This is a genomic window from Nonomuraea sp. 3-1Str (assembly GCF_031570565.1).
GTDB lineage: Bacteria > Actinomycetota > Actinomycetes > Streptosporangiales > Streptosporangiaceae > Nonomuraea.
Genome location: NZ_JALHBK010000044.1, coordinates 21382 through 47713 on the forward strand (window position 1 = coordinate 21382; position 26332 = coordinate 47713).

Annotated in this window: 21 protein-coding genes; 12 read left to right on the plus strand and 9 right to left on the minus strand. The window is 73.5% G+C overall.

The window, feature by feature from the left end:
- Positions 1–47 precede the first annotated feature (47 nt).
- Positions 48–1550, plus strand: coding sequence for a metallophosphoesterase (locus MTP10_RS39875; RefSeq protein WP_310716899.1), 1503 nt, complete (start codon positions 48–50; stop codon positions 1548–1550).
- On the opposite strand, the gene MTP10_RS39880 is transcribed toward MTP10_RS39875, so the two are convergent.
- Complete coding sequence (locus MTP10_RS39880; RefSeq protein ID WP_397334581.1) at positions 1462–2799, minus strand: RNA-guided endonuclease InsQ/TnpB family protein; 1338 nt, start codon at positions 2797–2799, stop codon at positions 1462–1464. The two genes, MTP10_RS39875 and MTP10_RS39880, sit on opposite strands and share 89 nt — an antisense overlap.
- Positions 2800–2999: 200 nt before the next feature.
- Here MTP10_RS39880 and MTP10_RS39885 point away from each other — a divergent pair, with 200 nt between their 5' ends.
- The gene (locus MTP10_RS39885; RefSeq protein WP_310716901.1) at positions 3000–4535 is read left to right on the plus strand and encodes a bifunctional 3'-5' exonuclease/DNA polymerase; all 1536 of its coding nucleotides are present in this window, start codon (positions 3000–3002) and stop codon (positions 4533–4535) included.
- Between the two features lie 95 nt (positions 4536–4630).
- Here MTP10_RS39885 and MTP10_RS39890 read toward each other — a convergent pair whose 3' ends face one another.
- The 6 genes from MTP10_RS39890 to MTP10_RS39915 form a co-directional block, all read right to left on the minus strand.
- Positions 4631–5935, minus strand: a complete 1305-nt coding sequence (locus MTP10_RS39890; protein WP_310716903.1) for an MFS transporter — start codon at positions 5933–5935, stop codon at positions 4631–4633.
- A gap of 83 nt (positions 5936–6018) precedes the next feature.
- Positions 6019–6846, minus strand: a complete 828-nt coding sequence (locus tag MTP10_RS39895; protein WP_310716905.1) for an MOSC domain-containing protein — start codon at positions 6844–6846, stop codon at positions 6019–6021.
- Between the two features lie 98 nt (positions 6847–6944).
- Positions 6945–9254, minus strand: a complete 2310-nt coding sequence (locus MTP10_RS39900; protein WP_310716907.1) for a protein kinase domain-containing protein — start codon at positions 9252–9254, stop codon at positions 6945–6947.
- A gap of 116 nt (positions 9255–9370) precedes the next feature.
- A complete protein-coding gene (locus tag MTP10_RS39905) occupies positions 9371–10768 on the minus strand; it encodes a DUF1116 domain-containing protein (RefSeq protein ID WP_310716909.1) in 1398 nt (465 codons plus the stop codon).
- Positions 10765–12186, minus strand: a complete 1422-nt coding sequence (locus MTP10_RS39910) for an FdrA family protein (RefSeq protein ID WP_310716911.1) — start codon at positions 12184–12186, stop codon at positions 10765–10767. Before MTP10_RS39910 ends, MTP10_RS39905 begins: the two co-directional genes overlap by 4 nt.
- Positions 12186–13067 (minus strand): DUF2877 domain-containing protein, encoded by an 882-nt coding sequence (locus tag MTP10_RS39915; protein ID WP_310716912.1) that lies wholly within the window; start codon positions 13065–13067, stop codon positions 12186–12188. The genes MTP10_RS39910 and MTP10_RS39915 overlap by 1 nt, the downstream gene beginning before the upstream one ends.
- Positions 13068–13198: 131 nt before the next feature.
- On the opposite strand from MTP10_RS39915, the gene MTP10_RS39920 reads away from it, so the two are divergent.
- The 9 genes from MTP10_RS39920 (at position 13199) to MTP10_RS39960 (ending at position 22993) form a co-directional block, all read left to right on the plus strand.
- A complete protein-coding gene (locus tag MTP10_RS39920) occupies positions 13199–14830 on the plus strand; it encodes a PucR family transcriptional regulator ligand-binding domain-containing protein (protein WP_310716914.1) in 1632 nt (543 codons plus the stop codon).
- Positions 14831–14851: 21 nt separating this feature from the next.
- The gene (locus MTP10_RS39925; RefSeq protein ID WP_310716916.1) at positions 14852–15055 is read left to right on the plus strand and encodes an RNA-binding S4 domain-containing protein; all 204 of its coding nucleotides are present in this window, start codon (positions 14852–14854) and stop codon (positions 15053–15055) included.
- A 156-nt stretch (positions 15056–15211) separates the two neighbouring features.
- Positions 15212–15856 carry an NYN domain-containing protein gene (locus tag MTP10_RS39930; protein ID WP_310716918.1) on the plus strand — a complete coding sequence of 215 codons (645 nt, stop codon included), beginning with the start codon at positions 15212–15214 and terminating at the stop codon, positions 15854–15856.
- Positions 15857–16066: 210 nt separating this feature from the next.
- Positions 16067–17509 carry a solute carrier family 23 protein gene (locus MTP10_RS39935; protein WP_310716920.1) on the plus strand — a complete coding sequence of 481 codons (1443 nt, stop codon included), beginning with the start codon at positions 16067–16069 and terminating at the stop codon, positions 17507–17509.
- The gene (locus MTP10_RS39940) at positions 17506–18462 is read left to right on the plus strand and encodes an FAD binding domain-containing protein (protein ID WP_310716922.1); all 957 of its coding nucleotides are present in this window, start codon (positions 17506–17508) and stop codon (positions 18460–18462) included. Before MTP10_RS39935 ends, MTP10_RS39940 begins: the two co-directional genes overlap by 4 nt.
- 19 nt (positions 18463–18481) lie before the next feature.
- Positions 18482–18961, plus strand: a complete 480-nt coding sequence (locus MTP10_RS39945) for a 2Fe-2S iron-sulfur cluster-binding protein (RefSeq protein WP_310716924.1) — start codon at positions 18482–18484, stop codon at positions 18959–18961.
- Entirely contained in the window at positions 18958–21339 is a 2382-nt protein-coding gene (gene cutA, locus MTP10_RS39950; protein ID WP_310716927.1) for an aerobic carbon-monoxide dehydrogenase large subunit, read from the plus strand. Before MTP10_RS39945 ends, cutA begins: the two co-directional genes overlap by 4 nt.
- 9 nt (positions 21340–21348) lie before the next feature.
- On the plus strand, positions 21349–22443 hold the full coding sequence (locus tag MTP10_RS39955; RefSeq protein WP_310716929.1) for a leucine-rich repeat domain-containing protein: 1095 nt from the start codon (positions 21349–21351) through the stop codon (positions 22441–22443).
- A 73-nt stretch (positions 22444–22516) separates the two neighbouring features.
- The gene (locus tag MTP10_RS39960) at positions 22517–22993 is read left to right on the plus strand and encodes a hypothetical protein (protein ID WP_310716931.1); all 477 of its coding nucleotides are present in this window, start codon (positions 22517–22519) and stop codon (positions 22991–22993) included.
- Positions 22994–23065: 72 nt separating this feature from the next.
- Here MTP10_RS39960 and cydB read toward each other — a convergent pair whose 3' ends face one another.
- Both cydB and MTP10_RS39970 read right to left on the minus strand, forming a co-directional pair.
- Entirely contained in the window at positions 23066–23986 is a 921-nt protein-coding gene (cydB, locus tag MTP10_RS39965; protein WP_310716933.1) for a cytochrome d ubiquinol oxidase subunit II, read from the minus strand.
- A 28-nt stretch (positions 23987–24014) separates the two neighbouring features.
- The gene (locus tag MTP10_RS39970) at positions 24015–25367 is read right to left on the minus strand and encodes a cytochrome ubiquinol oxidase subunit I (RefSeq protein WP_310716935.1); all 1353 of its coding nucleotides are present in this window, start codon (positions 25365–25367) and stop codon (positions 24015–24017) included.
- 265 nt (positions 25368–25632) lie between these two features.
- Here MTP10_RS39970 and MTP10_RS39975 point away from each other — a divergent pair.
- Positions 25633–26332: carbon monoxide dehydrogenase subunit G (locus tag MTP10_RS39975; protein ID WP_310716937.1), on the plus strand; the 700-nt coding region annotated here is incomplete at its 3' end.

A 26332-nucleotide genomic window follows, 5' to 3' on the forward strand; every position in this document is an offset into this window, starting at 1 on the left:
GGAGCGTTCGGGATGCGCGCCGGAAAGATCACGGTAAAGATATGGTCATGGTGGAAGCGGCGGCCGAACGCGGAAAGCAGCTCTCGTCCCGGGTGTCCGAAGAAGGGGCAGGCTGGGCCTGTTCCAGGATCGGCACGTTCGACCGGCTGCGGCCCAAGCGGAAGGGCTTCACCTGGCTGGACCCGCGCACACTGTGGCGCTCGCGCAACGAGATCCTGGCCGGACTGTTCGGCGATCCGTCGCCCGAGGTCCGGGAGCGCTGGGTCACCGGCCGGCTCGACCAGGGTGCCGACCCCGGCTTCCGCGTCCGGCCCGGCCTGGGCGCCGCCTTCGACTTCATCCTGCTCGGCGACACCGGCGAGGGCGACGCCTCGCAGTACGCGGTCGTGCCCGGCCTGCTGCGGATGGGGCAGGGGACGTCGTTCGCGGTGGTGGCCAGCGACGTCATCTACCCGGCCGGATCGGGCAACGAGTACAGGGACAAGTTCTTCCGCCCGTACCAGGACTACGACGCCCCCATCTACGCGATCCCCGGCAACCACGACTGGTACGACGGGCTCGGCGGCTTCATGCGGGTCTTCTGCGACGCGCCGCCGCTCAAGCCCGGCCCGGCCGGCGGAGGGCTGCGCGGGCTCCTCTGGCGCAGACCCGAGACCATCGACGAGTCCCGCCTGGCCGAGGCCCGCAAGCTGCGCTCGCGCCCCTCCCAGCAGGCCGCCGGCCCGGCCGCCCAGCCCGGCCCGTACTGGGCGATCGAGAGCGAGAGCCTGCTCGTCGTCGGCGTCGACACCGGCATCAGCGGCGCCATCGACCGGCGGCAGGCCGCCTGGTTACGCGAGGTGTCCCTGGACCCCCGGCCCAAGATCCTCGTCACCGGCAAGCCGATCTACACCCGTAACGAGTACAAACCCTCGCCGCTGGAGGACGGCGGCACGATCGACGACATCGTGCGCGACCCCCGCCACCGCTACGTGGCCGCCATCGGCGGCGACGTGCACAACTACCAGCGCTACCCCGTCCGGGTGGGCGACCGGGTCATCCAGTACGTCGTGTCCGGCGGCGGGGGCGCGTTCATGCACGCCACCCACACCATCGGCCGGGTGGACGTCGCCGGCGTCCACGAGGACGACTTCAAGTGCTACCCGCTGCGCGGCGACTCCCTGTCGTTCTACAGCCAGCTCTACGCCAGGCGGCTGCGCATGAAGTGGCTCTACCTCACGCCGGCCGAGGCGGCCTGCGTCATGTCCGAGCGCATCGGCAACACCCCGGTGCGGCCCATCGAGTCGCCGGTGCGGATCACCCCGCGCGTCAAGTGGGCGGCGCGGCTGCTCGGGTCCTGGCCGTGGCCGCTGCGCCTGCCGGTCGGCCGGGTCTTCCACCGCTACCTGTCGGAGCTGTCCGACTGGGACACGCCCCCGTTCTTCAAGCAGTTCCTGCACATGTCGGTCACGCCGGACACGCTCACCCTCCGCTGCTTCGCCGCCACCGGCTGCCTGGACCAGGAACTGGAGCCACCCCTGGAGGACGAGGTCCGGATCGATTTGTCTTGACGTGCTCCCCGCACGGAAGTGCGGGGACTTTCGTCCGTGCCGTTGGTGAGGCACCCCGAAGGCTTCCTGTTTCATCGACCAGTGCCTCCGCGAGCGGTGGTCTCACCCGGTCTCCACAGGCGTTTGATCTGTCCGCCCGTCCGGCGGCCAGGATGTTCTTCGCCGCATTGACGTCGCGGTCATGGACGGCCCCACATGGGCATTTCCAAGACCGGACGTTGAGGGGCAGGGACTCGGTCAGAGCCCCGCAGACCCCACACAGCTTCGATGAGGGCCACCAGCGGTCGATCTTGGCGAAGTGCCGCCCGTATCGTTCTGCCTTGTAGGCGAGCATCGCCGTGAAAAGCGACCATCCGGCGTCATGAACGCTTTTCGCCAGCTTGGTGCGTCCCAGGCCGGACACGCACAGGTTCTCCACGTAGACCGCTTGGTTGTCGCGGATGATCTGCGTGGAGAGCTTATGCGCCCAGTCGCGGCGAGCGTCGGCCACCCGCACATGGGCACGCGCGACCTTGGTGACTGCTTTTCTCCTGTTCGCCGACCCTCGCGTCTTGCGCGAGAATGCTCTGCGCGCCTTGCTCAGCCGGCGCTCAGCGTGGCGCAGGAATCGCGGATTAGCGATCTTGCGGCCGTCCGAGAGCACCGCGAAATGAGTCAAGCCCAGGTCGATGCCAACTTCGCGGGGCGACTCCGGCAGCAGCATGTCCGTCGTCGTCACCACGAACGAGGCGAAATATCGTCCTGCCGCGTCTTTGATCACCGTGACACTTGACGGCGCCGAGGGCAGAGACCGCGACCAGCGGACATCCATATCCCCGATCTTGGGCAGGCGCAGTTTACCGCTCGCCGTGATACGGAAGGGAGCGTTCCTGGTGAAGCGGATCGTCTGGCGGCTGTCCTTTCGCGAACGCAACCGGGGAGGCGAGACCTTCGGCCCCTTGCGGCGGCCAGTAATTGAGGAGAAGAAGTTGCGATAGGCGCAGTTGAGGTCTGCCAGCGCCTGCTGGAGCACCACCGCCGACACCTCGCCAAGCCACGCCCGCTCCGGCCTCCTTTTGGCCTGTGTGATGATCTGCTTCGACAGGTCTCCGTCCGAGATGTATGGCAAGCCGCCTGCGTGTGCTTCGCTCCGGACGCGCAGCCCGTCGTTGAACACCGTTCGCGCGCACCCGAATGCCCTGGCCAGCGCGGTCCGCTGAACGGCGCTCGGGTAGATCCGGTACCGGTAACGCGAGGTCAAAGGTGCCATGAGCGCGCGCTGGATGTACGGGTGTTCGATGACTCCGGACCCTGGGCCCCAGCATGCGCATCAGCGGACCGAACGGGCGGGTCAGGCTTCATCTGCGCCAGGCGGCACTCTTTTGACCATGGCCGGGCGTTCTGCTTGTCGTAGGCGCCTGGCACGCTGGGGGCGTGTACGTGGTGGTTGCGGGGGAGACGGTGCTCCCTGTGGGGTCTTCCGATCGGCCGGGCTCCTCCGGTGATCTCGCGGGGGCCGTGCGGGAGCTGGAGCGGGAGCGGCCCCGCTGGGTGTGGGCCGACGCCCGGGAGGACTACCCGCCGCTGCTGCGGGCCGGCGTGCGCGTCTCCCGCTGCCACGACCTCGCCCTCACCGAGGGGCTGCTGCTGGGCTTCGAGGGGCGCCACGGCGAGCCGCGCTCCGCCCGCGCCGCCCACGCCCGCCTGCACGGTCTTCCGGTGCCCGAGGAGCGGCCGAGCGAGCCTGACACCCTGTTCGCGCCCGAGCCGCTGGGCGCCGACGCCGTCGCCGAGGTGCTGGCCGACCAGTTGCGCCGCATCGAGGCGCTGCCCGACCCCGGCCGCTTCAGGCTGCTGGTCGCCGCCGAGTCGGCGGGTGCGCTCATCGCCGCGGAGATGGGCCACGACGGCATGCCGTGGCGGCGCGACGTGCACGACGCGCTGCTGACCGACCTGCTCGGGGCGAGACCCGTCCACGGGATGCGGCCCGCCCGGCTCCAGGCGCTGGCCGACGAGGTGTCGGCGGCGTTCGGCCACCCGGTCAACCCCGACTCGGTGCAGCAGCTCGTCAAGGCGTTCAAGGGGGCGGGCGTGGCGCTGAAGAGCACCCGCTCCTGGGAGCTCAAGCAGGTCGACCATCCCGCCGTCGCGCCGCTGCTCGCCTACAAGGAGCTGGCCCGCCTGCACAGCTTCCACGGATGGACGTGGGCCGACCAGTGGGTGCGCGACGGGCGGTTCCGTGCCGAGTACGTGGTGGGCGGCGTGGTCTCGGGGCGGTGGGCCACCTCGGGCGGCGGGGCGCTGCAGATCCCCAAGGTGATGCGGCGGGTGGTCGTGGCCGACGAGGGGTGGACCCTGGTCGTGGCCGACGCCGCCCAGCTGGAGCCGCGGGTGCTCGCCGCGATGGCCGGCGACGTGGGGCTCGCCAGGGCGGCGGGCGAGATCGACCTGTACTCCGCGCTGGCCCAGGCGTTCGGCGGTGACCGCGGCCACGCGAAGATCGCGATGCTGTCCGCGATGTACGGCGGCACCAGCGGTGACGCCCCCAAGCTGCTCGCCATGATGCGCCAGCGCTTCCCCCGCGCCTACCAGTTCGTCGAGGACGCCGCCAAGGCGGGCGAGGAGGGCCGGCTGGTGCGCTCCTGGCTGGGCCGCACCTGCCCGCCCCCGTCGGAGCGCTGGCGCGGGCTCGTCTCGGGCCCCGAGGGCGGCCGGGCCACGCGCGACCGCGGCCGGTTCACCCGCAACTTCGTGGTCCAGGCCACGGCCGCCGAGTGGGCGCTGGCGCTCATGGCGGTGCTGCGCGGGCTGCTGCCGGGCCCGGCCAGGCTGGTGTTCTTCCAGCACGACGAGGTGATGGTGCACTGCCCCCTGGAGCAGGCCCAGGAGGTGATCGACGCGGTGGCCGCGGCGGCGGCGGAGGCGACGCGGCTGGTGTTCGGCCGCACGCCGGTGCGCTTCCCGATGGAGGCGGTGGCGGTCACGTCCTACGCCGACGCCAAGTGACCCACCAAGTGGCGGTCGCGTCCTACGCCGACGCCAAGTGACCCAGCAGGTGGCTCCCTGAGTGGCGGGCTCCTCCCGCGCCGTCCCCCCGCGACTCAGCGGCCGCGGCCGTGGACGGCCGGCACCGGGTCGCCGCGGCGCGTCCGGGCGTGGGCGACGGCCAGCCACAGCGCCGCCAGCGTCACCATCACGCCCACCACCAGGCCGAGCATCCCGTACGACAGCCCGCCCACGATCGCGCCGGCCACGACCGTACCGGTGGCGCCGCAGACGTTCATCAGCAGGTCCGACAGGCCCTGGACGGCGGGCCGGCGCTCCACCGGCACCGACTCGCTGAGCAGCGCCGACCCGGCGACCAGCCCGCACGACCAGCCCAGCCCGAGCAGGACCAGCGCGGTGGTGACCTGCCACACGCGGTGCCCGGCCGTGCCCGCCAGGGCCGCGGAGCTCAGCAGCAGCGACATGCCGAGCAGCAGCACCGGCACCTTGCCCGCCTTGTCGGACAGCCACCCGACCACGGGTGACAGGACGTACATGCCGGCGATGTGCAGGCTGATCACCAGGCCGATGACGTCCAGGTTCGAGCCGTCGTGGTGCAGCTTGACCGGGGTCATCGACATCACCGAGACCATCGCGGTGTGGCTGACCGCGACCATGACGAGCGCCCGCCGGGCCATCGGGGTGGAGCGCAGCGTCTCCCAGGCCGGGCGGATCGTCCGCACGCGACCGGCGGGGACGGGACGGGCGCCGTCGCGCTCGCGGGCCAGTTTGAGCGGGTCGGGACGCAGCCCCGCCACCACGATGACGAGCGCCAGCGCGAACGCGAGCGCCGCGAACGCGAACGGCCCGGCCTTCTCCGCCAGCCCCGCGTCGACGCCGATCTGGTCGGCGGGCCTGGCCAGGTTGGGGCCGGCGACGGAGCCGAACGTGGCCGCCCACACCACGAGCGACAGGTGCCGGGCGGCGTGCCCCTCGGGGGACAGGTCGGTCGCGGAGTAGCGGGCGGCCAGGTTGCCCGCGCTGCCGCCGCCGACGAGGACGAGCCCGGCGAGCAGGAGCGGCCAGTTGCGGATCGCGATGGCGGCGACGGACAGCACGCAGCCGGCGAGCGCGGCCACGTACGCCAGCGACAGGCCCGCCCGCCTCCCGCCGCGCGCGGCCGCCCTGGCCGCCGGCAGCGCCAGCAGCGCCGCGCCGAGCACGGTCGCGGTGCCCGCGAAGCCGCTGACGACCGTCGAGCCGGACAGCTCGTCCACCACCACCGAGCTCAGCGCCAGGCCGACCGCCACGCCCACGCCGCCGACGATCTGCGCGCCGGACAGGACGGCGAGGGTACGGCGCTGAATTCCGCGAATGTCGTCATGGGGGGAGATCGGGGATTGCGTGGGGGCGCTGCTCACCTGTGAAGTCTCCCATAGCCCACAAGATCCCCCTAAAGGGGACAAGGCGCCTTTAGGGTGCGCAGCTCCAATGCCGGGAAAGGTCAGAGGAGGGTCACCGGATCGCCCTGGGCGAGGGTGCCGCGGTGCTCCGGGATGAGGTTGACGCCGAACCAGACCTTGCCGTCCCAGCGGCGGTGGCGGGCGAGGGTGCGCGTGGGCTCCTTGCCCCGGACGAGCGTCACCGGGTCGATCGTCGTGAACACGCACCGGTCGCAGCCCTTGCTGACCCGGAAGCCGACCTCGCCGATCCGCACCCGCTTCCAGGTGTCCTCCGCGAACGGCTCGGGCACGCCGTCGATCACCACGTTCGGCCGGAAGCGGCGCATCGACAGCGGCGCCCGGGGCTCCTCGCCCCGCTCGGCGGCGGTCCGCGCGATCCAGTCGTTGAGCTGGTCGAGCGAGGCCGTGGTGGTGAGCAGCAGCGGGTAGGCGTCGGCCAGGCTCACACGGTCCTCGGGGCGGCCGTACAGGGGATCGACGGGACGGCGGGTGGGGTCGTCCTGCCAGGCCAGCCGGGCGGGCACGCCGATCAGCGCCGACAGCCACGCCGCCGCCTCGTCGCCGCAGTCGGACAGCTCCACGGGGATCTTCGCCATGACCACCCTGACGCGGCCGCCCGCCGTCCCGCGCGGCGGGACCACGCGCAGGGGCGGCGCGTGCGGCCCGGTCAGCGTGAGCGCGTCGGGGCCGAGCTCGGCCACGCAGGCGAGCAGCCGCTCGTGCACACGGCCCGTCAGGATCTCGCCGTCCTCGCCGACGACGAGGTAACGCCGGTCGCCGGCCAGCCCCCACGGCTCGACCTCGGCCCGCCGCACCTGGTGCCCGCCGGTGGACTTCACGGGGTAGAAGTGGATGCTCGCCAGCCTCATGCGGTGACCGTACCGCACAGCCTGCGCCGTCCCGCCGGGCCGTCCGTGGGGCCCGTTCGTGGGGCCCTCCGTGGGGGCCGTTCGTGGTGGCCGGGAGGTCAGGACGTCGGGCGGAAGGTCTCCAGGAACACCTTGCGGATCTGGGCCTGGTCGTCCCAGGTCAGCTCGGGCATGTCAAAGGTGATCTTGAACGCGGACTTGTCGTCGATCGTGACGTACCGGGTCAGCGCATGCATCGGGACGCCGTTGGAGCGCGTGTACGTGTACTCCCAGTCCGCGGCCTTCCACGTGCGGAACTGCGTGGCCTGCAGCTGCACCTGGATGTAGCCTTCGACGCCGCCGTCCGACTCGGCCCGGCCCAGCTCGGCCAGGCCGCCGTCCGGCTGCGACGGCGCCGGCTCGATCACGATCCGCATGCCGGAGTCCTTCGGCCCCGCGAACGTCGTGCCGTCCCCGGACGTGGCCGGCTTCCACGCGGTGGGCACGGCCGCCTTGAACCCGGGCGGCGTGTGCTCCTTGTAGCCCTCCGGCACGGTCACCGCCTGGAGCGGCGCCGCCGTGGCGGCGGGCTCCGAGGCGGCGCCCGGGGGCGCGGCCGAGGACCGGGTGCCCGCGGGCGAGTCCGTGCCGGAGCCCGGCGAGAGTACGAGGACGGCCGCCGTGACGGCGCCGGCGGCCGCGACGGCGGCCACGATGAGGCGGGGCGTCGGCCGTCCGCCGCGGACCCACGCGCCCTGGTCGGCCTCCGGCTGCCGCCGGCCCCTGGCCGGCCGCTGGCCGGTGCCGGGCACGGCGCTCGGGCGGCCGCGCGGTCCGCTGCCGGACGGGGTGCGCGAACCGCCGCGCGGCAGGCCGCCGGACGGGTCGCGGGAGCCGCGGGCCACGGCGCCGGACAGGTCGCGGGAGTGGTCGCGCAGGTGGTCCTCCGACGCCAGCGGCCAGGGGGCGGCTCGGCTGTCGGTGGTCAGCGGCAGGATCGGCTGCGGTCCCGGCCGTACGCCGGTGGCGGGGTGCGGTCCCGGCGGGTCGCCGAACAGGGCCGCGGCGTCCAGGCGCTCGTCGGTGCCGGCGGCGGCCTCCAGCCGCCTCGCCAGACCGGAGCGGCCCGCGCCCTCCCCGGCCTCGCCCGGCGCCGGAACCCTGGACCCGCCGAGACCGGCAGGACCGCCGAGACCGGCAGGACCGCCGGGGCCGTGGGGATCCGCGGCGGGCGGCCGGAGCGGTCCCGAGGCCGCACCGAAGGCGTCGAAGCCGCCGGCCGGGGCCGGCGACGGGAGCTGGTCGGTGCGGTGCGCCCCGGACGGGCTCGACAGCGGGTCGTGTCCCGCCGCGTACGGCCCAGCGGCGTCACCCAGGCCCGGGTCGTACGGCACGCGCACCGGCCCCGACGGCGTCTCGACGATCCGCGACGGCATCGGCCCGGACGGCGGGTCGAGCGGCGGCAGCAGCCCGGCCGGCGTCGGGTCGGCCTGCGTGGGCAGGGGCGAGGGTGTCTCCGGGTTGCGCGGCCGGGTGGAGCCGTGGGCCAGCAGGATGCGTTCGAGCACGTCGCCGACCTGCGCCGCGGTGAGGCGTTCGGCCGGGTCCTTGCGCAGCAGCCCCTCGATGACGGGCAGCAGCGCACCCGCGCGCTGCGGCCGGATCGGGTCCTGCGTCAGCACCGCGCCGAGCACGGCGATCGCGTCCGGCCCCTCGTACGGGGGACGCCCCTCGACGGCCGCGTACAGCGTCGCGCCGAACGACCACAGGTCGGCGGCGGCCGTGATGGGCTGCCCCGACAGCCGCTCCGGCGGCAGGTACGCGGGCGAGCCCATGAGCAGCCCGGTCTGGGTGATCGTGACGTCGCCCTCGATGGCGGCGATGCCGAAGTCGGTGAGCACCACCCGGTCGGCGGTGAGCAGCACGTTGCCCGGCTTGACGTCGCGGTGCAGGATCCCGGCGGCGTGGGCGTGACGCAGCGCGTCGAGCACCCGGATGCCGATCTCGGCCGCCTGCACCACCGGCAGCGGGCCGCTCTGCCGTACGGCCTGCTCCAGCGACCAGGCGCGGAACAGCTCCATGACGATCCAGGGCCGGCTGCCCTCCTCCACCACGTCGTGGACGGTCACGATGCCGGGGTGCGTCAGCCGCGCGGCCGAGCGGGCCTCGCGCAGCATCCGCCGGTGCGCCACCTGCGTGCCCGCGTTGTCCAGCCCGAACGGCAGGATCAGCTCCTTGACCGCCACGTCCCGGTCGAGCAGGACGTCGTGGGCCTGCCACACCATCCCCATGCCGCCCCGGCCCACCGGCGACATCAGCCTGTAGCGCCGGCCGATCAAGCGACCCTGACTCCGCGACACGTCCCCCTGTGTGCCGGGCCCGCCGAGCAACCGGTCGGCTGCCATCTCCGCCCCCATCTTCCGCCCCATCGGTCACATTCGTCGCGCCGCGATTCCAGGTTATGAGGTTCGACACGATATAGGGACGTGATTCCGGAACGGAAGCAGCCATGAAGTGCTGACAAATGGCATTACATGGGGAAATATCACTGATCAAATGGATCAAGTGCTGAATCTGCGAGGGCGAGCAACGCGCTCGTGAACGCCTCCGCCGGCGGGCTGACCAGCCCCGCGCCGACCTGTCCGGTGCCCGCCACCCGCCCGGCGATGCCGGTGTTGACGACCGGCAGCAGCCCGGTCCGCGCCACCAGCGTCACGTCGATCCCGACCGGCGTCCCCCGGAAGCCGAGCGCCGGGATCTGGTACGCGGGGTGCTCGGCCAGCGTGATCTCGTACATGCCCCGGGTCGCCGCCACCGCGTCCGCCACCTCGCCGCCCACGAACCGCACGATGGCCGGGGCCGCCGCCATCGCGAACCCGCCCAGGCCCGACGTCTCCGTGATCGTGGAGTCGCCGATGTCGGGGTTCGCGTCCGCCGGTCCGTACGCGCCGAGGTAGAGGCCGTCGGGCACCCCCGCCGGGCCCGTGAACCACCGGTCGCCCAGTCCCGACACCTGCACCCCGAAGTCGGTGCCGTTGCGGGCCATCGCCACGACCAGCGACGACCCCGGCACGTCGCGGGCCGCGTCCGTGGCGACCTTGGCGGCGGCCATGGCGGCGTTCAGGAAGAAGTGGTCGTTGCCCCCGACGAACCGCAGCACCTCGGCGGCGTGCCCCGGCGCCGCGTCCACCACGAACGGCGCCAGCTCCCGCAGCAGCAGCGACGTGGCCGCGCGGTTGCGGTTGTGCAGCTCGTCGCCCATCTGCAGCGCCTGCCCGATCAGCGCACGCAGATCGACGGGCCCGGCCAGCTCGACCGCCGCCGACAGGACCGGCCCCAGCACGTGGTCCATCCAGCCGAGCCGGTCGAGCACCTCCGGGCCGTACGCGCCGTAGCGCAGCACCCGGCCGAGCCCCTCGTTCAGGGAGCAGTACGCGACGCCGCCGTGGACGTCGTCCCGCACCTCGAACATCCACATCGACGGGCTCACCACGCCGGCCATCGGCCCGACGGTCCGGTGGCGGTGGCAGGGCTCCAGCCGTACCTTGCCCGACTCCAGCCGGGCGCGGGCGTCGTGCTCGTCGTGGGCGTACCCCTCCAGCAGCATCGCGCCGATCAGGGCGCCGCGCATCGGGCCGGACGCCCGCTCCCAGTCCAGGGGCGGTCCCGCGTGCAGGAACATCGGCTGCGGCAGGTCCAGCACCTCCGAGGCGCGCCGCACGCTCACCAGCAGCGGCCGGGCCGAGGTCAGCCGGGAGACGGCGCGCTCGTTGGCGGCGGGCCGGCGCGGGTCGGCCAGCACCCGCTCCAGCGCGCCGGCGGTGCCGGGCAGCGGGGGCCGCCAGTCCACGGGCGTGGTGGTCACGGCCTGCGCGTCCAGGGCCTCGCGCAGCAGGCTCGCGCCGGTCGTGATCACGTGGGGCGGGCCGGAGAGCAGCGTCATCGGAGGTCCCTCGCGTACCGTGCGGCCTGGGCGTTGGAGACGAAGACGGACGCGCCCGCGTCGCGGAACGCGGCCGCCTGCCGGTGCAGGCCCTGCGGGTCGCCCTCGGTGCCGACGAGCGCGACGACGACGGCGGAGGCGGGGCAGCGGGCGACGGCCGGCGCCAGCGACGCGGCCGGGTCGGGGTCCGAGCCGTGGCCGAGGACGACGTCCAGGAGCGCCACGTCGCCAGGGCGCACGCGGGCGAGCGCCTCCAGCCGCAGCGCCGGGTCGATCATGGGGTGGGGGCGGCCCCGGGTGTAGGCGTCGTCACCGAAGTCGGTGAACTCCCCGCGGCCCGCGCTCGGGCCGTCCTGTGGCCCTCCGCCCCGGGGCGGGCCGCCCGCGATGGCGGCGGCCTCCGCGCAGAGGGTGCCGCCCGCGTACAGTCCCCTGACCACACGTGAGCCGGGAGCCGGGCGGGCGGGCGCGGGCCACGACGGCCAGGCGGGCACGGGCCTGCCGAGCGCGCGCAGCGCCCGCTCCGCCGCGTCGGTCAGGTCGCCGTGTCCGGGCAGCGCGGGCACGACCGGTGTCCGCAGCGTCTCCACCACATCCTGTACGGCCCGCGCCACCTGCGGGTCCGGGGGCTTGGAGACGAGCACGATCAGCTCGGTGGCCGGGTCCTCGTCCAGCAGTCGCAGCGCCCGTACCGCCGACAGGCCGCCCACCTCGGCCGACAGGTCCCGGCCGCCGACGCCGAGCACGTGGCTGACACCGGTGCCGGCCAGGTCCAGCAGGGACGTCACCTGCTGCGCGCCCGTGCCGGACGCGGCGACCACGCCGACCGGGCCCGGCCGCAGGACGTTCGCGAATCCGAGGCCCACCCCGGCGATCACGGCGGTGCCGCAGTCGGGGCCCATGACGAGCACGCCGCGCCCGGCGGCCAGCCGCTTGAGCAGCACCTCCTGCCGTACGGGAACGCCGTCACTGAAGATCATCACGTCGAGGCCCGCCTCGACGGCGTCCAGGGCCTCCGGCAGCACGTGCTCACCCGGAACCGACACGAGCACCACCCCGGCGGACTCCCGCGCCCGCCCGGCGGCCGAGTGGGTGGTGCGCGGGGACGGCGCCTCTCCGTCCCCGCCGTACGAGGAGGCGCCGCGCGAGGAGGACAGGTCCGCCAGGAGGCGGTCGAGCTCCCGCTCCGCCTGCGCCACGTCCCGGCCGCGCAGCGCCACGAGCAGGTCGGACGGCCCGGCGGGGGGAGTGGTGAAGCCGAGGTCGCGGGCCATGGCGAGGTTCAGCTCGGTGGCCATGGCGACCAGGGCGACCTGCATGCCGGGCAGCTCGGCCAGGGCTTTGCTGACCCGCATGAGCGCCACCGAGTCGTGGTAGATCCCGGCGCGCACCACCGCCGCCTCACCGGTTCCCGCCATCACCCGGCACCGCCCGGACCGGCGGCGACGGGAGGGCGCGAGGCCAGGGCGAGGACGGCGTGGACGCCGATCGTGATCCCCTGGGCGAGGTCGGAGCCCGAGGTGTGACCGAGGGCGTGCAGGCGGCGCACGGCCGGCTCCAGCGGGTGCCGTCCCACCAGCGCCCGCAGCACCGCGATCACCTCCGGGCACGCCTGTCCCCGCGCCGCGCAGTGCAGCAGCGTGGCCGACAAGGGCGTGGTGCGCGTCCGGGCGTCGTACGTGACCGTGGCCGCGAGCCGGTCCGCCAGCCACACCGCCCGGGCGGCGCCCGTGGCCGCGCCGAGGAGCCGCAGCGCCACCAGCAGCCCGGCGAGCACGTCGTCCCCGCTCGGAGTGAGCCCCGGGCCGAGTCCGACGAGCCGCTCGGCGGCCGTCAGCACGTCCGTCAGCCTCCCGCTCACGCATCCGGACGCCAGCAGCTCCACGGCGTCCTCGCCCGCCGGCGCCGGTTCGCCCGGTGTCAGCCCGGCCGCCGTGTCGCGCAGCCGTGCCGGGTCCGCCTCGCCGAGCGGCGGGGCCGGGTCCCACCAGCGGGACGCGCGCAGGCTCAACCGTCCCAGCAGCACCGCCCCGTCGCCCACCGACGCGTCGTCACCCACCGTGAGGCGCGGCGGCTCGCCCGCCAGCAGCACCGCGTTGGGCAGCCGGGTCGCGCCGATGCCGAGCACCGCGATGACCGACGGCTCCCGGTCCGTCCTGACCTGTAGGTAGGTCCCGGCCGGGAAGGCGGCGAGGACGCGCGCCGGGCGTCGCGGCGCGTCGAGCAGCGGCCGGACCGCCGTACTCGCGGCCCCGGTCGCGTGGACGCGCGGCCGTCTCGCGCGGGTACCGATGGTCACCGGACCTCCTCCCCGACCTTGGGCCTTGACGGTAGAACGGCCGTTCAATCACGCCGTACGGAGAAATTTGCCAACACTGCGCGGGAAGGTTGGCTCTTCCTGACAGACCGCTTCCGGGTGACAATCACCCCATGGAGCCCCCGGTTCGCCCGGCCAGCACGGGAACGATCATCCATGGTCTGTCCGTCGACGAGGTGCTCGGCGTCTCGACGCTCGCCCAGGCCCGGCTGATCGCGGGGGAGAGCGGCCTCGGACGCATCGTGCAGCGCCTGAACGTCATGGAGGTGCCCGACGTCCTCGCCTGGGTCAAGCCGCACGAGCTGCTGCTCACCACCGGCTACCCGCTGCGCAACACCCCCCAGTCGCTCGGCCGGCTGGTCGCCGACCTCGACGAGCGGGGGCTGTCGGCGCTGGCCATCAAGCTCGGCCGGTACGTGGACGAGCTGCCGGACGAGATGGTGGAGCAGGCGGACCGGCTCGCTTTCCCACTGATCCTGCTGCCGGACGACGTCGGCTTCGACGACATCCTCAACCAGGTGCTGACCGACATCCTCAACCGGCAGGCGGCCGTGCTCGCGCGGGGCGAGGAGGCGCACCGGGCGCTGGTCCAGGTGGTGCTGGCCGGCGGCGGGCTGGACGAGGTGACCGAGGGCGTGGCGGGGCTGCTGGACGTGGCCGTGGCCGCCGTGGACGGGACGGGTCGCGTCCTGGCGACGGCGGGGCCGCCGGGCGACGTGACGGTGCTGCGCGAGTCGATCGCCCGCGAGGGCCCCGCCGTCCCGGCCGCCGCTCCCCGGCCGGCCCCACCGCTGAGCACCGGCGGGCGGGGACGGGACTTCGTGTCGGTGCCCGTCGTCGCCGGCGGCCACCACCACGGCCGGATCGTCGCCCACAGTCCGTCGAGCGCCATCCGCGACAGCGACGTCGGCATCCTGGAGCGCGCCGCCACCGTCGCCGCGCTCGTCGTCACCCGGCAGGAGGCCGTCACCGCCGTCGAGAGCAAGTACCGCGCCGACTTCCTGCGCGACGTGCTCACCGGCCGCGCCGGCTCCGCCGAGCGGGTGACCGCGCGCGCCCGGGCGTTCGGCTGGGAGCTCGAACGGCCGGTCACCGTGCTCGTCGCCGAGCTCGACCCCGACAGCGACGAGCGCACCGCCCAGGACCGCCTGGTCACGAGCTGGACCACGGCGACGCGCCGCCACGACCCGCGCGGCGCCGTCGCCGGCTTCTCGCACGAGGTGGTCGTCGTGCTCGACGCCGCGGTGGACGCCGCCAGGGTGGCCAAGGACGCGGCGTCCGCCTTCGCCGACACGCCTCCGGCCACGTTCTCCACCGGCACGTCGCGGCCGTCGCCGGGCGTCGCGGCGCTGCCCGAGGCGTACACGCAGGCGCTCAAGGCGGCCCGCGTCGGCCGCCAGCTGCACGGGCCGGGCGCGGTCGCCCACTTCGACCAGCTCGGCGTCTACCGGCTGCTGTCGCTGGTGCAGGACACGGCGGAGCTGCACGCGTTCGTCCGCGAGACCCTGGGAGCGCTCGCCACCGACGACGACGCCGAGAACGCCGACCTGCGGCGCACGCTCCAGGTGCTCCTGGAGACCAACCTCAACGTGGCCGAGACGGCCCGGCGGCTGCACTTCCACTACAACACGCTGCGCTACCGCATCGGAAAGCTGGAGCGCCTGCTCGGCGACTTCACCGACGACCCCCACCTGCGGCTCAACCTGACGCTCGCTCTGCACGTCCTGCGGATGCGCGGCATCTAGCCGCGTCTAGGCTTGGGTGCCGTGGAATTCGAACTGCGCTCCGACTACATCCCGCTGTGCGACCTGCTGAAGTACTGCGGCGTCACCGAGACGGGCGGCATGGCCAAGCACCTCGTCGCCGAGGGCATGGTGCTGGTGGACGGCGAGGTGGAGCTGCGCAAGACCTGCAAGATCCGCTCGGGCCAGGTGGTGAGCGGCGAGGGCTTCACCATCCAGGTCCGCTGACCCGAACACCGTTCACGAAAAGTCACCACATCATTACCCGCTGTTGACTATTGTCGCGCATGCGAGCGAAAAGAAACGACCCCCGGAGATCCGGGGGTCGTAGAGCCCGGGAACGTAGCCCCGGGCGTTGATGACTCCATGTTAGGGACGGTGGCCATGGGTGACAAGCCGAACGGCGATATCGCGCGCGTCGGCGTCTACGTCGACGGCTACAACCTGTACTACGGCCTGCGGACGTTGAGCCGCCGCCGTGACCTCTGGCTGGACCTCGGAGAGCTGGCGCGCAATCTGCTGCGTCAAGGGCAGCGGCTGCAGCACGTCACCTACTTCACGGCTCTGGTCCGCGCCGATCCGGACGCCGTGGCCCGGCAGAGGGCCTACCTCGCGGCCTTACGCGGCCGCGGCACCGAGGTGGTGCTCGGCCGGTTCCAGGAGCAGATCAAGCAGTGCCGCAGATGCGGAGCCACCTGGCGGTCGTACGAGGAGAAGAAGACGGACGTCGCGATCGCCAGCGCCATGGTCGCGGATGTCGCGCTCGGGCGGGTGGACGTGGTGATGCTCGTGTCGGCCGACTCCGACCTGTGCGCCGCCGTCGAGGCGGTCCGCGAGATGGACGAGCGGCGGGGCGTCAAGACCAGGGTCGTCTCGGTGTTCCCGCCGGGCAAGAGCGCCGACGGCCTGCGGAAGTGCAGCGACGCCTGGTTTCCGCTGGGGGCGGCGGTCATCCGGCGGTCGCAGCTTCCCGACGTGGTGCGGACCGGGGACGGCGCCCTCTACCATCGTCCGCCGCACTGGAACTGACCTCACCGTTCAGGTGCGGCGGCGTGAGTGAGGGGAATGCTGGTGCTGTACGTGAATTTGGCAGATCATGCCCGTGTAGGAGTGCCACGACGGGCCTAATGTGCCCGCAACGGAAAGATCCGCCCAGGGAAAGACCGCACAGGGGAGAGCCGCCGCGGAGGAGCCTGCGGGGCGGCCGCTGCCCGACGGCCCGGCTGAAGAGGGGCTTTCATGGTTTTCGGCTGGACCAAACACGGTGACGGCAAGCATCTGGCTCCCGGCGAGGTGGTCAGGCCGGACGAGCGGCTGACCTGGCCGCGCATGATCGGCTTCGGCGCGCAGCACGTCGTCGCGATGTTCGGCGCCACGTTCGTCTTCCCGCTCGTCATGGGCCTCGACCCGAACGTCGCGATCATGATGTCCGGCGTGGCCACGATCCTGTTCCTGCTGATCGTCAAGGGCAGGATCCCCAGCTATCTCGGCACCAGCGCCTCGTTCGTGGGCGGGGTGCTCGCGCTGAGGGCGATCTTCGGGGGCGACACCGCCGGGGCCGACGCGATCGTCACCGGCGCCATCCTCGTCGCCGGGCTCGTGCTCGCGCTCGCCGGGGTGGCGGTGCACTTCCTCGGCGTCGGCATCATCCACAAGATGTTCCCGCCCGTCGTGACCGGCGGGGTGGTCATGCTCATCGGGTTCGGGCTGGCGTACGTGGTGGCCGACGTGTACTGGCCGCAGGACCAGTGGATGGCGCTGGTGACGATGCTGGTGACGTTCGTGCTGGTGGTGGCGGTCAAGGGGTTCGTCGGCCGGATCGGCATCCTCATCGGGCTGGTGATCGGGTACGTGCTGTCGTGGGCGGCCGACCGGGTGTTCGGCAAGGTGCCCGCCTACAACGACGGGACGCTGACCCTCGCGCCGCACTTCCGGGTGGACCTGTCCAAGGTGGCGTCGGCCCCGTGGGTGGGGCTGCCGGACTTCCACCTGCCCGACATCCGCTTCTCCGCCGCGCTGCTCGTGCTGCCCGCGGTCATCGCGCTGATCGCCGAGAACATCGGCCACGTCAAGGCCGTCGGCGAGATGACCCGCACCGACGTCGACCCGTACGTGGGCCGGGCCATCGCCGCCGACGGCATCGCCACCGTGGTCACCAGCGCGGTCGGCGGCTCGCCCACCACCACCTACGCCGAGAACATCGGCGTCATGGCCGCCACCAAGGTCTACTCCACGGCCGCCTACTACATCGCCGGCGTCTTCGCGATCGCGTTCGGGCTGAGCCCGAAGTTCGGCGCGCTGGTGTCCGCCACGCCGTCCGGCGTGCTGGGCGGCGTCACGGTCATCCTGTACGGCATGATCGGACTTCTCGGCGCCAAGATCTGGGTCGAGAACCGGGTCGACTTCGCCGATCCGCTGAACATGGTGCCCATCGGCGCCGGCATCATCCTGGCGGTCGGGCCGGTGAAGTTCCTGATCAGCTCGGAGTTCCGGCTGGAGGGGATCGCGCTCGGCACCATCGTGCTGGTGGGCGGGTACCACCTGCTGCGGGTGATCGCCGGCCGGCCGCTGCCCGCGCCCGGCGGAGCCGCCGCCGCGGGGGCGACGGGCGGGGGCGGGACCGGTGCGGGCGAGACGGCCGCGGGAGAGTCGGCCGCCGAGGACAGGAGGGACGCGGGGTGAAGCCGCCGCCGTTCGCCTACCACGCGCCGCGCGACCTGCGCGAGGCGCTGGACCTGCTGGCCGAGGTGGACGGCAAGGTGCTCGCCGGGGGGCAGAGCCTGATCCCGCTGCTCAACATGCGACTGGCCGCGCCCGCCCACGTCGTGGACGTCAACCGCCTGCCGGGCCTGTCCACGATCGAGGCGGGCCCCGGGGGCGTGACCGTGGGGGCGCTGGCGCGGCAGGCCGCGGTGGCGCGCTCCGGCGTCCATCCGCTGCTGGGGCAGGCGCTGCGGCTGGTTGCCCACCCGGTCATCCGCAACCGCGGCACGGTCGTGGGCAGTCTCGTCCACGCCGACCCGGCCGCCGAACTGCCGGCCGTGCTGGCCGTCCTGGGCGGGTCCGTACGACTGGCCCGCCGCGCCCCGAAAGGCATCAGCGGCTCGGGCATGTCCGATGGACACGGCGGACCTGGCGGACCCGGTGGGACCTACGGGATCGGTGGCGCGGGGGCGGCCGTGCGGGAGGTGGGGGCGGACGCGTTCTTCACCGGGCCGCTGGAGTCGGCGGTGGAGGCCGGGGAGCTGGCCGTGTCGGCGTTCTTCCCGGCGCTGCCCCCCAGGTCCGGGTCGGCGTTCGCGGAGGTGGCCCGGCGGCACGGCGACTACGCGCTGGCCGGCGTGTGCGCCGTGGTGACGCTGGACGAGGACCTGCACATGGCCGCGGCCCGCGTGGCGTGCGTCGGCGTCGGCCCGGTCCCCGTCGTGGCGGACGTGACGGAGGAGTGCGGGCGGCGGCCCGCGGCCACGGTCCCGTGGGAGGCGGTCACGGCGGCCGTGCGGCGGGCCGTGGAGCCCGAGGACGACATCCACGCGAGCGCCGCGTACCGGCTGCACCTGGTGGGCGTCCTCGCCGAGCGGGTGCTGAGGGAGGCGGCGGCCCAGGCCACCGCCTGCCATGAGGACCCGTCGTGAACGAAGGGTGAGGAGAGCGGTGGAGCACGAGATCACGCTGGTCGTGAACGGCACCGCCCGCCGGGCGCGGGTGCCGGGGCGGCGGCTGCTGTCCGACTGCCTGCGCCACGACCTCGGCCTGACCGGCACCCACGTCGGCTGCGAGCACGGCGTCTGCGGCTGCTGCACGGTCCTGCTCGACGGCGAGCCGGTGCGCTCCTGCCTGACGCTCGCGGTGACCGTGGACGGCAGGCAGATCACCACGGTCGAGGGGCTGGCCGGGCCGGACGGGCTGTCGCCGGTGCAGCGGGCGTTCGAGGAGTGCCACGCCCTCCAGTGCGGCTTCTGCACCCCGGGCTTCCTCTGCACGGTCACCGCGCTGCTGCGCGACAACCCGGCACCGGCCGACGACGAGGTGCTGGAGGGCATCTCCGGAAACCTGTGCCGCTGCACCGGCTACCAGAACATCGTCAAGGCCGTCCACCGCGCCGCCGAGCTGCTGGCGGAGGAGACGCCGTGAGCACGAGGCTGTTCGGCGAGCCGGTGCGCAGGCGCGAGGACCGCCGGCTGCTGACCGGCCGGGGCCGCTACGTCGACGACCTGGGCCAGGACGCGCTGGCCGCCGCGTTCGTCCGCTCCCCGCACGCCCGCGCCCGCATCCGCGACATCGACGTCTCCGCCGCCCTCGACGTCGAGGGCCTGGTCGCCATCTACACCTGGGAGGACCTGCCCGAGCGTGTGGGACGGCCGCTGCCGCTGCTCATCCCGCACCCCGCGCTCACCCACGGCCGCACCGCGTACCCGCTGGCCCGCGAGGTGGTCCGCCACGTGGGCGAGCCGGTCGTCATGGTGGTGGCCGCCGACCGCTACCTCGCCGAGGACGCCTGCGCGCTCATCAACGTCGACTACGAGCCGCTCAAGCCGGTCGTCGGCCTGGAGGAGGCGGCGCTCGGAGCGCGTCTCGTCCACGACGACGTGCCCGGCAACGTGGGGGCCCGCCTCGTCCAGGAGGTTCAGGCCCGCGACGGCAGGAGCGCCCGGCAGGCCGTCGAGGAGGCGCCGCACACGCTGGCGTTCCGGCTGGACGTCGAGCGCAGCGCCAGCATGCCGCTGGAGGGCCGCGGCGTGCACGCCCGCTGGGACGGCACCGACCTGCGCGTCCACTCCAGCACCCAGACCTCGACCAGCGTGCGGATGGCGGTGGCCGCCGCGCTCGGCCTGCCGCTGCCGCACGTGGAGGTGATCGCGCCGGACGTGGGCGGCGGGTTCGGCGTGAAGATCGTGCACCCGTGGCCGGAGGAGATCCTGGTGCCGTGGGCCGCGATGAGGCTCGGCCGCGAGGTCAAGTGGACCGAGGACCGGCGCGAGCACTTCGTCTCCTCGGCGCACGAGCGGGCGCAGGTGCAGTACGTGCGGGTCGGGTTCGACGACGACGGGCGCGTGCTGGGGCTGGACGTGACGATCCTGCACGACCACGGCGCCTACACGCCGTACGGGATCATCGTGCCGATCGTCACCTCAACCCAGCTCCTCGGGCCGTACAAGATCGGCGCCTACCGGGTGGAGTTCTCCGCGATCTACACCAACACCGTGCAGGTCACGCCGTACCGGGGGGCCGGCCGGCCGCAGGGCGTGTTCTGCATGGAGCGCACCATGGACCGGATCGCCCGCCACCTCGGCAAGGACCGCACCGAGGTGCGGCGGGCCAACTTCATCGAGCCGGACGAGTTCCCGTACGACCAGGGCATGATCTTCCAGGACGGCCGGCCGCTGATCTACGACAGCGGCGACTACCCGCGGATGCTCGCCATGCTCAAGGAGCTGATCGGCTGGGACGCCTTCGAGCGGCGGCCCGGCCGCGGCATCGGGATCGGCTGCTACGTCGAGGGGACCGGCGTCGGCCCGTACGAGGGCGGCCACGTGCAGGTCACCTCCGACGGCCGCGTCCACGTCTCCACGGGCCTCACCTCGCAGGGACAGGGCCACGAGACGGTGTTCGCGCAGATCGCCGCCACCGAGCTGGGCGTGCCCATCGAGCGGATCTCGGTGGTGACCGGCGACACGCGCAGGTTCGGGTACGCGGTGGGCACGTTCGCCTCCCGCGCGGCCGTCGTCAGCGGCAACGCCATCGCGCTGGCCTGCCGGAAGGTGCGGGCCAAGGCGCTGCGCATCGCGGCCGACGCGCTGGAGGCCGATCCGGCCGACCTGGAGATCACCGACGGCGTCGTCCACGTGGTGGGGACGCCGTCGGCGTCGATCCCGCTGGCCACGGTCGCCGTGCTGGCCAACCCGCTGCGCTACGCCTTCGACGACGAGGCCGTGCGGGCCACCCAGTTCGCGGGCGCCTCCTCGCCCGACCGGCCGCCGATCGCCGAGGGCGACGAGCCGGGGCTGGAAGGACGCGACTACTACTCGCCGATCAGGTCCACCTTCGCCGCCGGCATGCACGCCGCGATCGTGGAGACCGACCCGCTGACGGCCGAGATCCGGGTGGTCAGGTACGCGGTGGTGCACGACTGCGGGCGGCTGGTCAACCCGATGATCGTCGAGGGGCAGATCCACGGCGGCGTCGCGCAGGGGATCGGCGGCGCGCTGTACGAGCGGATGGTCTACGACGGGGACGGGCAGCTGCTCAACGCCTCGTTCATGGACTTCCTCATGCCGTACGCCACGGAGATCCCCCGGATCGAGACCGCCCACCTGGAGACGCCGTCGCCGCTCAACCCGCTCGGCGTGAAGGGGGCGGGGGAGGCGGGCGTCATCCCGGTCTCGGCGGTCATCGCCTCGGCCCTCGAGGACGCGGAGGGCATCACCATCGACCGGATGCCGATCTCGCCGTCGGAGCTGTTCGAGCTGCGTGCCCACGGCGTCACGCGCCCGGGTGACGCCGTGGGATGATCGGCGGCCATGAGCCCGCAAGACGACACCCAGATCGTGACCGCGCTGCGCGCCCCCGGCGCGGGCCTGACCCACGTCCCCGGCGACGCGGCCGGCCTCGCCGCCGTCCGCCTCGTCGACCTGGCGTGGAACGAGCTGACCGAGCTGCCCGCGTGGATCGGCGCGCTCACGTCGCTGGAGGAGCTCAGGCTCGACGGCAACCGCCTCACCGCCCTGCCCCGCCTCACCGGCCTGACCGCGCTGCGCACGCTGCACCTCGACGGCAACCGCCTGAGCGCCGTCCCCGAGTGCCCGCCCGGCCTGGAGACGCTCTTCCTGTACGGCAACGCCGTCGAGGCCCTGCCCGGCCGGTTCGGCGGGCGCCTGCGGCACCTGTCGGCCGGCGGGAACCGGCTGACCGCCCTCCCGCCGGGCCTGTGGGACGAGACCGGGCTGGAGTCCCTCAACCTGGCCGAGAACCTGCTCACCGAGGTGCCGCCCGCGATCGGCCGGCTCACCCGCCTGCGCATGCTCGACCTCGGCCACAACCGCCTCACCTCGCTCCCGGCCGAGCTGGGCGACCTCGGCCTGACCGGCTACCTGTACCTGAGCGACAACCTGCTCACCGAGGCCCCCGCGTGGCTCGGCAGGCTGGACCGGCTCGCGTACCTGGGCCTCACCGACAACAGGCTCACCCGCCTGCCCGAGGAGATCGGCGGGATGGCGTCGCTGGTGGAGCTGCGGCTGTACGGCAACCGGCTGGCGGAGCTGCCCCGGGCCATCGGGCGGCTGGGCCGGCTGCGTGAGCTGCACCTGCGCGGCAACCGCCTGACCGCGCTGCCCCCGTCGATCGGCGAGCTGGCCGGGCTGCGCCTCCTCGACCTGCGCGACAACCTCCTCACCGAGCTGCCGCCGGAGATCGGGCGGCTGAGCCGGCTCACCGCGCTCGACCTGCGCAACAACCGGCTGCGGCGCCTGCCCGGCACGCTCGCCGAGCTGCCCGCGCTGGAGAAGCTCGACCTGCGCTGGAACAAGCTCGACCCCGACGAGCTCCTGGATCCCTCCGGCGCCGAGCCCGAGCCGCTGCGCCGGCTGCGGGAGCGCGGCTGCGTCGTCCTCACCTGACGGCGGCCCGTTCCCGGACATGCGCCGGCGGAATGAGGTGAACCGCCCACGCAAAGGGTGCGTATCTCGGCACATGACGACACTTCCACGTCTGGCCGCTTCTGCGCTGCTGGTCGGACTCGTCGCGGCCTGCTCGTCCGGCGGTGGCGGTACCGGCGGCGGCCGGCTCGCCGCCGGAGTCCAGCAGGGCGGTGCCAAGCCCGCCGCCCCCGAGAAGATCTACACGGTGGAGCAGCTCTCGGCCAAGGTCGGCTGCAAGCCGAAGATCCAGGTCGACGCGGTGGACATCCGCACCGGCTACTGCAAGACCAAGGTCGGCGAGTTCTTCGTCAACACCTTCAGCACCGAGCACGGCAAGGACGAGTGGATGGACCGGGCCCCCGAGTACAACCCGCACCTCGTCGGGCCCCGGTGGACGGTCCTGTCCAGCCTCAAGGTGCTGCGCGCGCTGCAGAAGCCCCTCAACGGCGACCTGCACCTGAAGGACCACCGCACCAAGTCGCCGACGCCGGCGCCCTCGGCGGAGGACGACGGGAACAGCGGCTACTGACGGCGGCACCGGACACCGGGCCGGCCCGCGCGAGCACCCTCAGGCGCCCGTCGCGGGCGGGGCGGGCGGCGCTCAGCGGGGCAGGGCCACCCGCTTGCGGAACACCCAGTACGTCCACGCCTGGTAGGCGAGCACGAACGGCAGCGTGATGAGCCCGATCCAGGTCAGCATGGTGAGGGTGTACGGGGCGGAGGCGGCCTCGGCCAGGGTGAGGCCGGGCAGCGGCGCCTGCTTGAGCCGGGCGAACACCGCCACCGACGTCAGCGCGATGGCCGCCGCCGTGGCCGTGAACGCCCAGCCCTCGCGCCGCCGCCAGATCAGCGCGACCGCCGCCGCCAGCACCGCCATGGCCACCAGCGCCGCCGCCTGAGCCGGCACCGAGGTCGCGCCGGTCGCCGAGCCGTTCGCCGAGGCGATGCCGGACAGGGACACCACGCCCAGCGGCAGCGCCACCACGCCGGTGGCCAGCGCCGCCACCCGGGCCCGCCGCCGCACGTGGCCCTCGGTGCGCAGCGCGAGGAAGACCGCGCCGTGCAGCAGGCTCATCGCCAGCGTGAACGCCCCGCCCACCAGCGCCGCCACCGCGCCGTCGAACAGCAGGCCGGCGAAGACGGCCCCCCACAGGAAGGCGGGCAGCGCGCTGCCGACCACGATGCCGAGGTCGCACCACGCCGGGCGGGTGACCTTGCCGCGCCACTCCAGCCCGACGCCGCGCACGATCAGCCCGGCCAGCACGAGCACCACGGGCAGGTAGAACGAGCTGAACATCCCGGAGTACCAGGCGGGGAAGGCGGCGAACATCGCCCCCACCGCCGTGATCAGCCACACCTCGTTGCCGTCCCACACCGGGCCGATGGTCTGCAGGCTCTGCCGCTGCTCGGCGTCGTCGCCGCCCACGAACGGCGCCAGCATCCCGACCCCGAAGTCGAATCCCTCCAGCACGAAGTAGCCGGTCCACAGGAAGGCGATGACCAGGAACCACAGGTCGATCACGGTCTTCTCCTCAGTACATCAGCACGATTCAGTACATCAGTGACGGTTCGAGCCGCTCGGCCGGCGCCTCGGCGGGCGCGGGCGGTTCGTCCTCCGGGCCCTTGCGGACGTGCCGCACGAGCAGGACGGCCTCGGCCACGGCGAGCCCGCCGTACAGGACGGTGAACAGGGCCAGCGAGAGGGCCACCTCGGTGAGGCTCACGCCGGGGGAGACGCTGGCGGCGGTCAGCAGCTCGCCCGCGACCGTCCACGGCTGGCGGCCGACCTCGCTCAGCAGCCAGCCCGCGGTGACCGCGAGCAGCGGCAGCGGCAGCGCCAGCACGAACAGGCGCGCCATGAGGCGGGGCATCGGCCGGCGGCGCCGGGTGAGCCAGAGCCCGAGCACCGACAGCCCCACGGTGGACAGGCCGAAGCCGAGCATCACCCGGTACGACCAGAACACCACGGTCTGGTCGGGGCGGTAGTCGCCGGGGCCGAACTGCTGCTCCAGTCGCCGCTGGATGTCCTCGGTGCCCTGGACGGTCGCGTCGGGGTCGTTGGTGGACAGGAAGCTGAGCAGCTTGGGGATCTCGATGCCGGGCACGACGGTGAAGCCCGCGCCGGCGGTGTCACGCTCCAGGCCCTCGGCGGAGGCCAGCTTCATCGGCTGCTGCTCGTAGGCCAGCTTGCCCGACATGTCGCCGCTGCCGGCCACGACGAGCCCGGCGAGCGCGGTCATGACGAGCGCCGCCCGGGCGGCGCCGCGCCACATGCCCTCGCGCGTGCGCAGCAGCCAGTAGCCGCTCACCGCGAGCACGAAGCCGCCCGCCACGATGAACGCCGCCCCGATCACGTGGGGCACCTGGGCGAGGGCGGTGGAGTTGGTGAGCACGGCCCACAGGTCGGTCATGCGGGCGCGGCCGCCGACGACCTCGTAGCCGACGGGGTGCTTCATCCAGGCGTTGGCCGCGAGGATGAAGTACGCGGACAGGTTGGAGCCGATGGCGGCGGCCCAGATGCACGCCAGGTGCACCCGCTTGGGCAGCCGCTCCCAGCCGAAGATCCACAGGCCCAGGAACGTGGACTCCATGAAGAACGCCAGCAGCGCCTCCATGGCCAGCGGCGCGCCGAACACGTCACCGACGAAGGTGGAGTACTCGCTCCAGTTCATCCCGAACTGGAACTCCTGCACGATGCCGGTCACCACGCCCATGGCGAAGTTGATCAGGAACAGCTTCCCGAAGAACTTGGTCAGCCGGAGGTAGTGCTCCTTGCCGGTGCGGTGCCACGCGGTCTGCAGGCCCGCCACGAACACGCCCAGGCCGATCGTCAGCGGCACGAACAGAAAGTGGTAGACGGTGGTCACCCCGAACTGCCACCGCGCTAGGTCTAGTGCGTCCATATCCCCTCGCCCGTTCCGGCGCTCTACAGGCCGTAGTGCATCTACGTCCAGTAGTACTACAAGCTGTAGAGCAATGCGTTGCGATCTTCGTCACAGCACGCTCTTTCGTCGGTGTCTCCGAGGATGTCGCACCTGGCAGGGCCGCCGCGTCCGCCCGTGGGCTGATCCCCGGCTACCCCGCGCGACGGACCCCGGCGGCGACGCGTACCGGCTTCTGGCAGGTGTTGCCCTTATCGCGGGGGAGGTCCGTGCTTAGGGTGGCGATGTGAAGGTCGCAGGTAGCGCCGTGATCGGCGTCGAGAGAGATCGCGTGTGGGCCGCGCTGCGGGACCCGGCGGTGCTGGTGCGCACCATCCCGGGCTGCGAGCGGCTGGAGGAGAGCGGGCCCGACACGTACCGGATGACGGTCAACGCGGGCGTGGCCTCGGTCAGGGGCGTCTACCAGGGCGAGGTGGCGCTCGCCGACCCGCTCGCGCCGGAGAGCTTCGTGCTGCGGGCGCGCGGCCAGGGCGCCCCGGGCACGGTCGACGCCACTGTGCAGGTACGGCTGAGCGAGGTGGACGGGGGGACCCGGGTCGACTACGACGCCGACGCGGTGGTGGGCGGCATGATCGGCGGGGTCGGGCAGCGCATGCTCGGCTCGGTGGCGCGGCGGACGGCCGGCGAGTTCTTCTCGGCCGTCGACCAGGTCCTGCGCGGCCCGGCCGAGCCGGCCCTCGCCGAGTCCGCCCAGCCGCGCGCCGGAACGGAGACGGCGGGTGCCGGCATGGGGCTCGCCGGAACGGGGACGGCGGGCGCGGTCTACGCCAGGCCGGCGCGCGAGCGGCCGGCCGGGGCCCGCACGGAGACGCGTCCGTGGGTGATGCTGGCCTCGTTCGGCATGGGAGCCGGGGTGGCGCTGGCGGGCGGGGCGGGGGGGCGGGGCCGGGGGCGGGGGGGGCCTGGCCGCCCCCCCGGCGGGGCCG

Coding starts and splice junctions, on each gene's coding strand:
- MTP10_RS39910 (WP_310716911.1), bottom strand. CDS start 12,186: ATGGCGGGAACCGGTGAGGCGGCGGTGGTGCGCGCCGGGATCTACCAC.
- MTP10_RS39930 (WP_310716918.1), top strand. CDS start 15,212: ATGGGTGACAAGCCGAACGGCGATATCGCGCGCGTCGGCGTCTACGTC.
- MTP10_RS39900 (WP_310716907.1), bottom strand. CDS start 9,254: ATGGGGCGGAAGATGGGGGCGGAGATGGCAGCCGACCGGTTGCTCGGC.
- MTP10_RS39905 (WP_310716909.1), bottom strand. CDS start 10,768: ATGACGCTGCTCTCCGGCCCGCCCCACGTGATCACGACCGGCGCGAGC.
- MTP10_RS39880 (WP_397334581.1), bottom strand. CDS start 2,799: ATGGCACCTTTGACCTCGCGTTACCGGTACCGGATCTACCCGAGCGCC.
- MTP10_RS39960 (WP_310716931.1), top strand. CDS start 22,517: ATGACGACACTTCCACGTCTGGCCGCTTCTGCGCTGCTGGTCGGACTC.
- MTP10_RS39970 (WP_310716935.1), bottom strand. CDS start 25,367: ATGGACGCACTAGACCTAGCGCGGTGGCAGTTCGGGGTGACCACCGTC.
- MTP10_RS39920 (WP_310716914.1), top strand. CDS start 13,199: ATGGAGCCCCCGGTTCGCCCGGCCAGCACGGGAACGATCATCCATGGT.
- MTP10_RS39955 (WP_310716929.1), top strand. CDS start 21,349: ATGAGCCCGCAAGACGACACCCAGATCGTGACCGCGCTGCGCGCCCCC.
- MTP10_RS39895 (WP_310716905.1), bottom strand. CDS start 6,846: ATGAGGCTGGCGAGCATCCACTTCTACCCCGTGAAGTCCACCGGCGGG.
- MTP10_RS39935 (WP_310716920.1), top strand. CDS start 16,067: ATGGTTTTCGGCTGGACCAAACACGGTGACGGCAAGCATCTGGCTCCC.
- MTP10_RS39875 (WP_310716899.1), top strand. CDS start 48: ATGGTGGAAGCGGCGGCCGAACGCGGAAAGCAGCTCTCGTCCCGGGTG.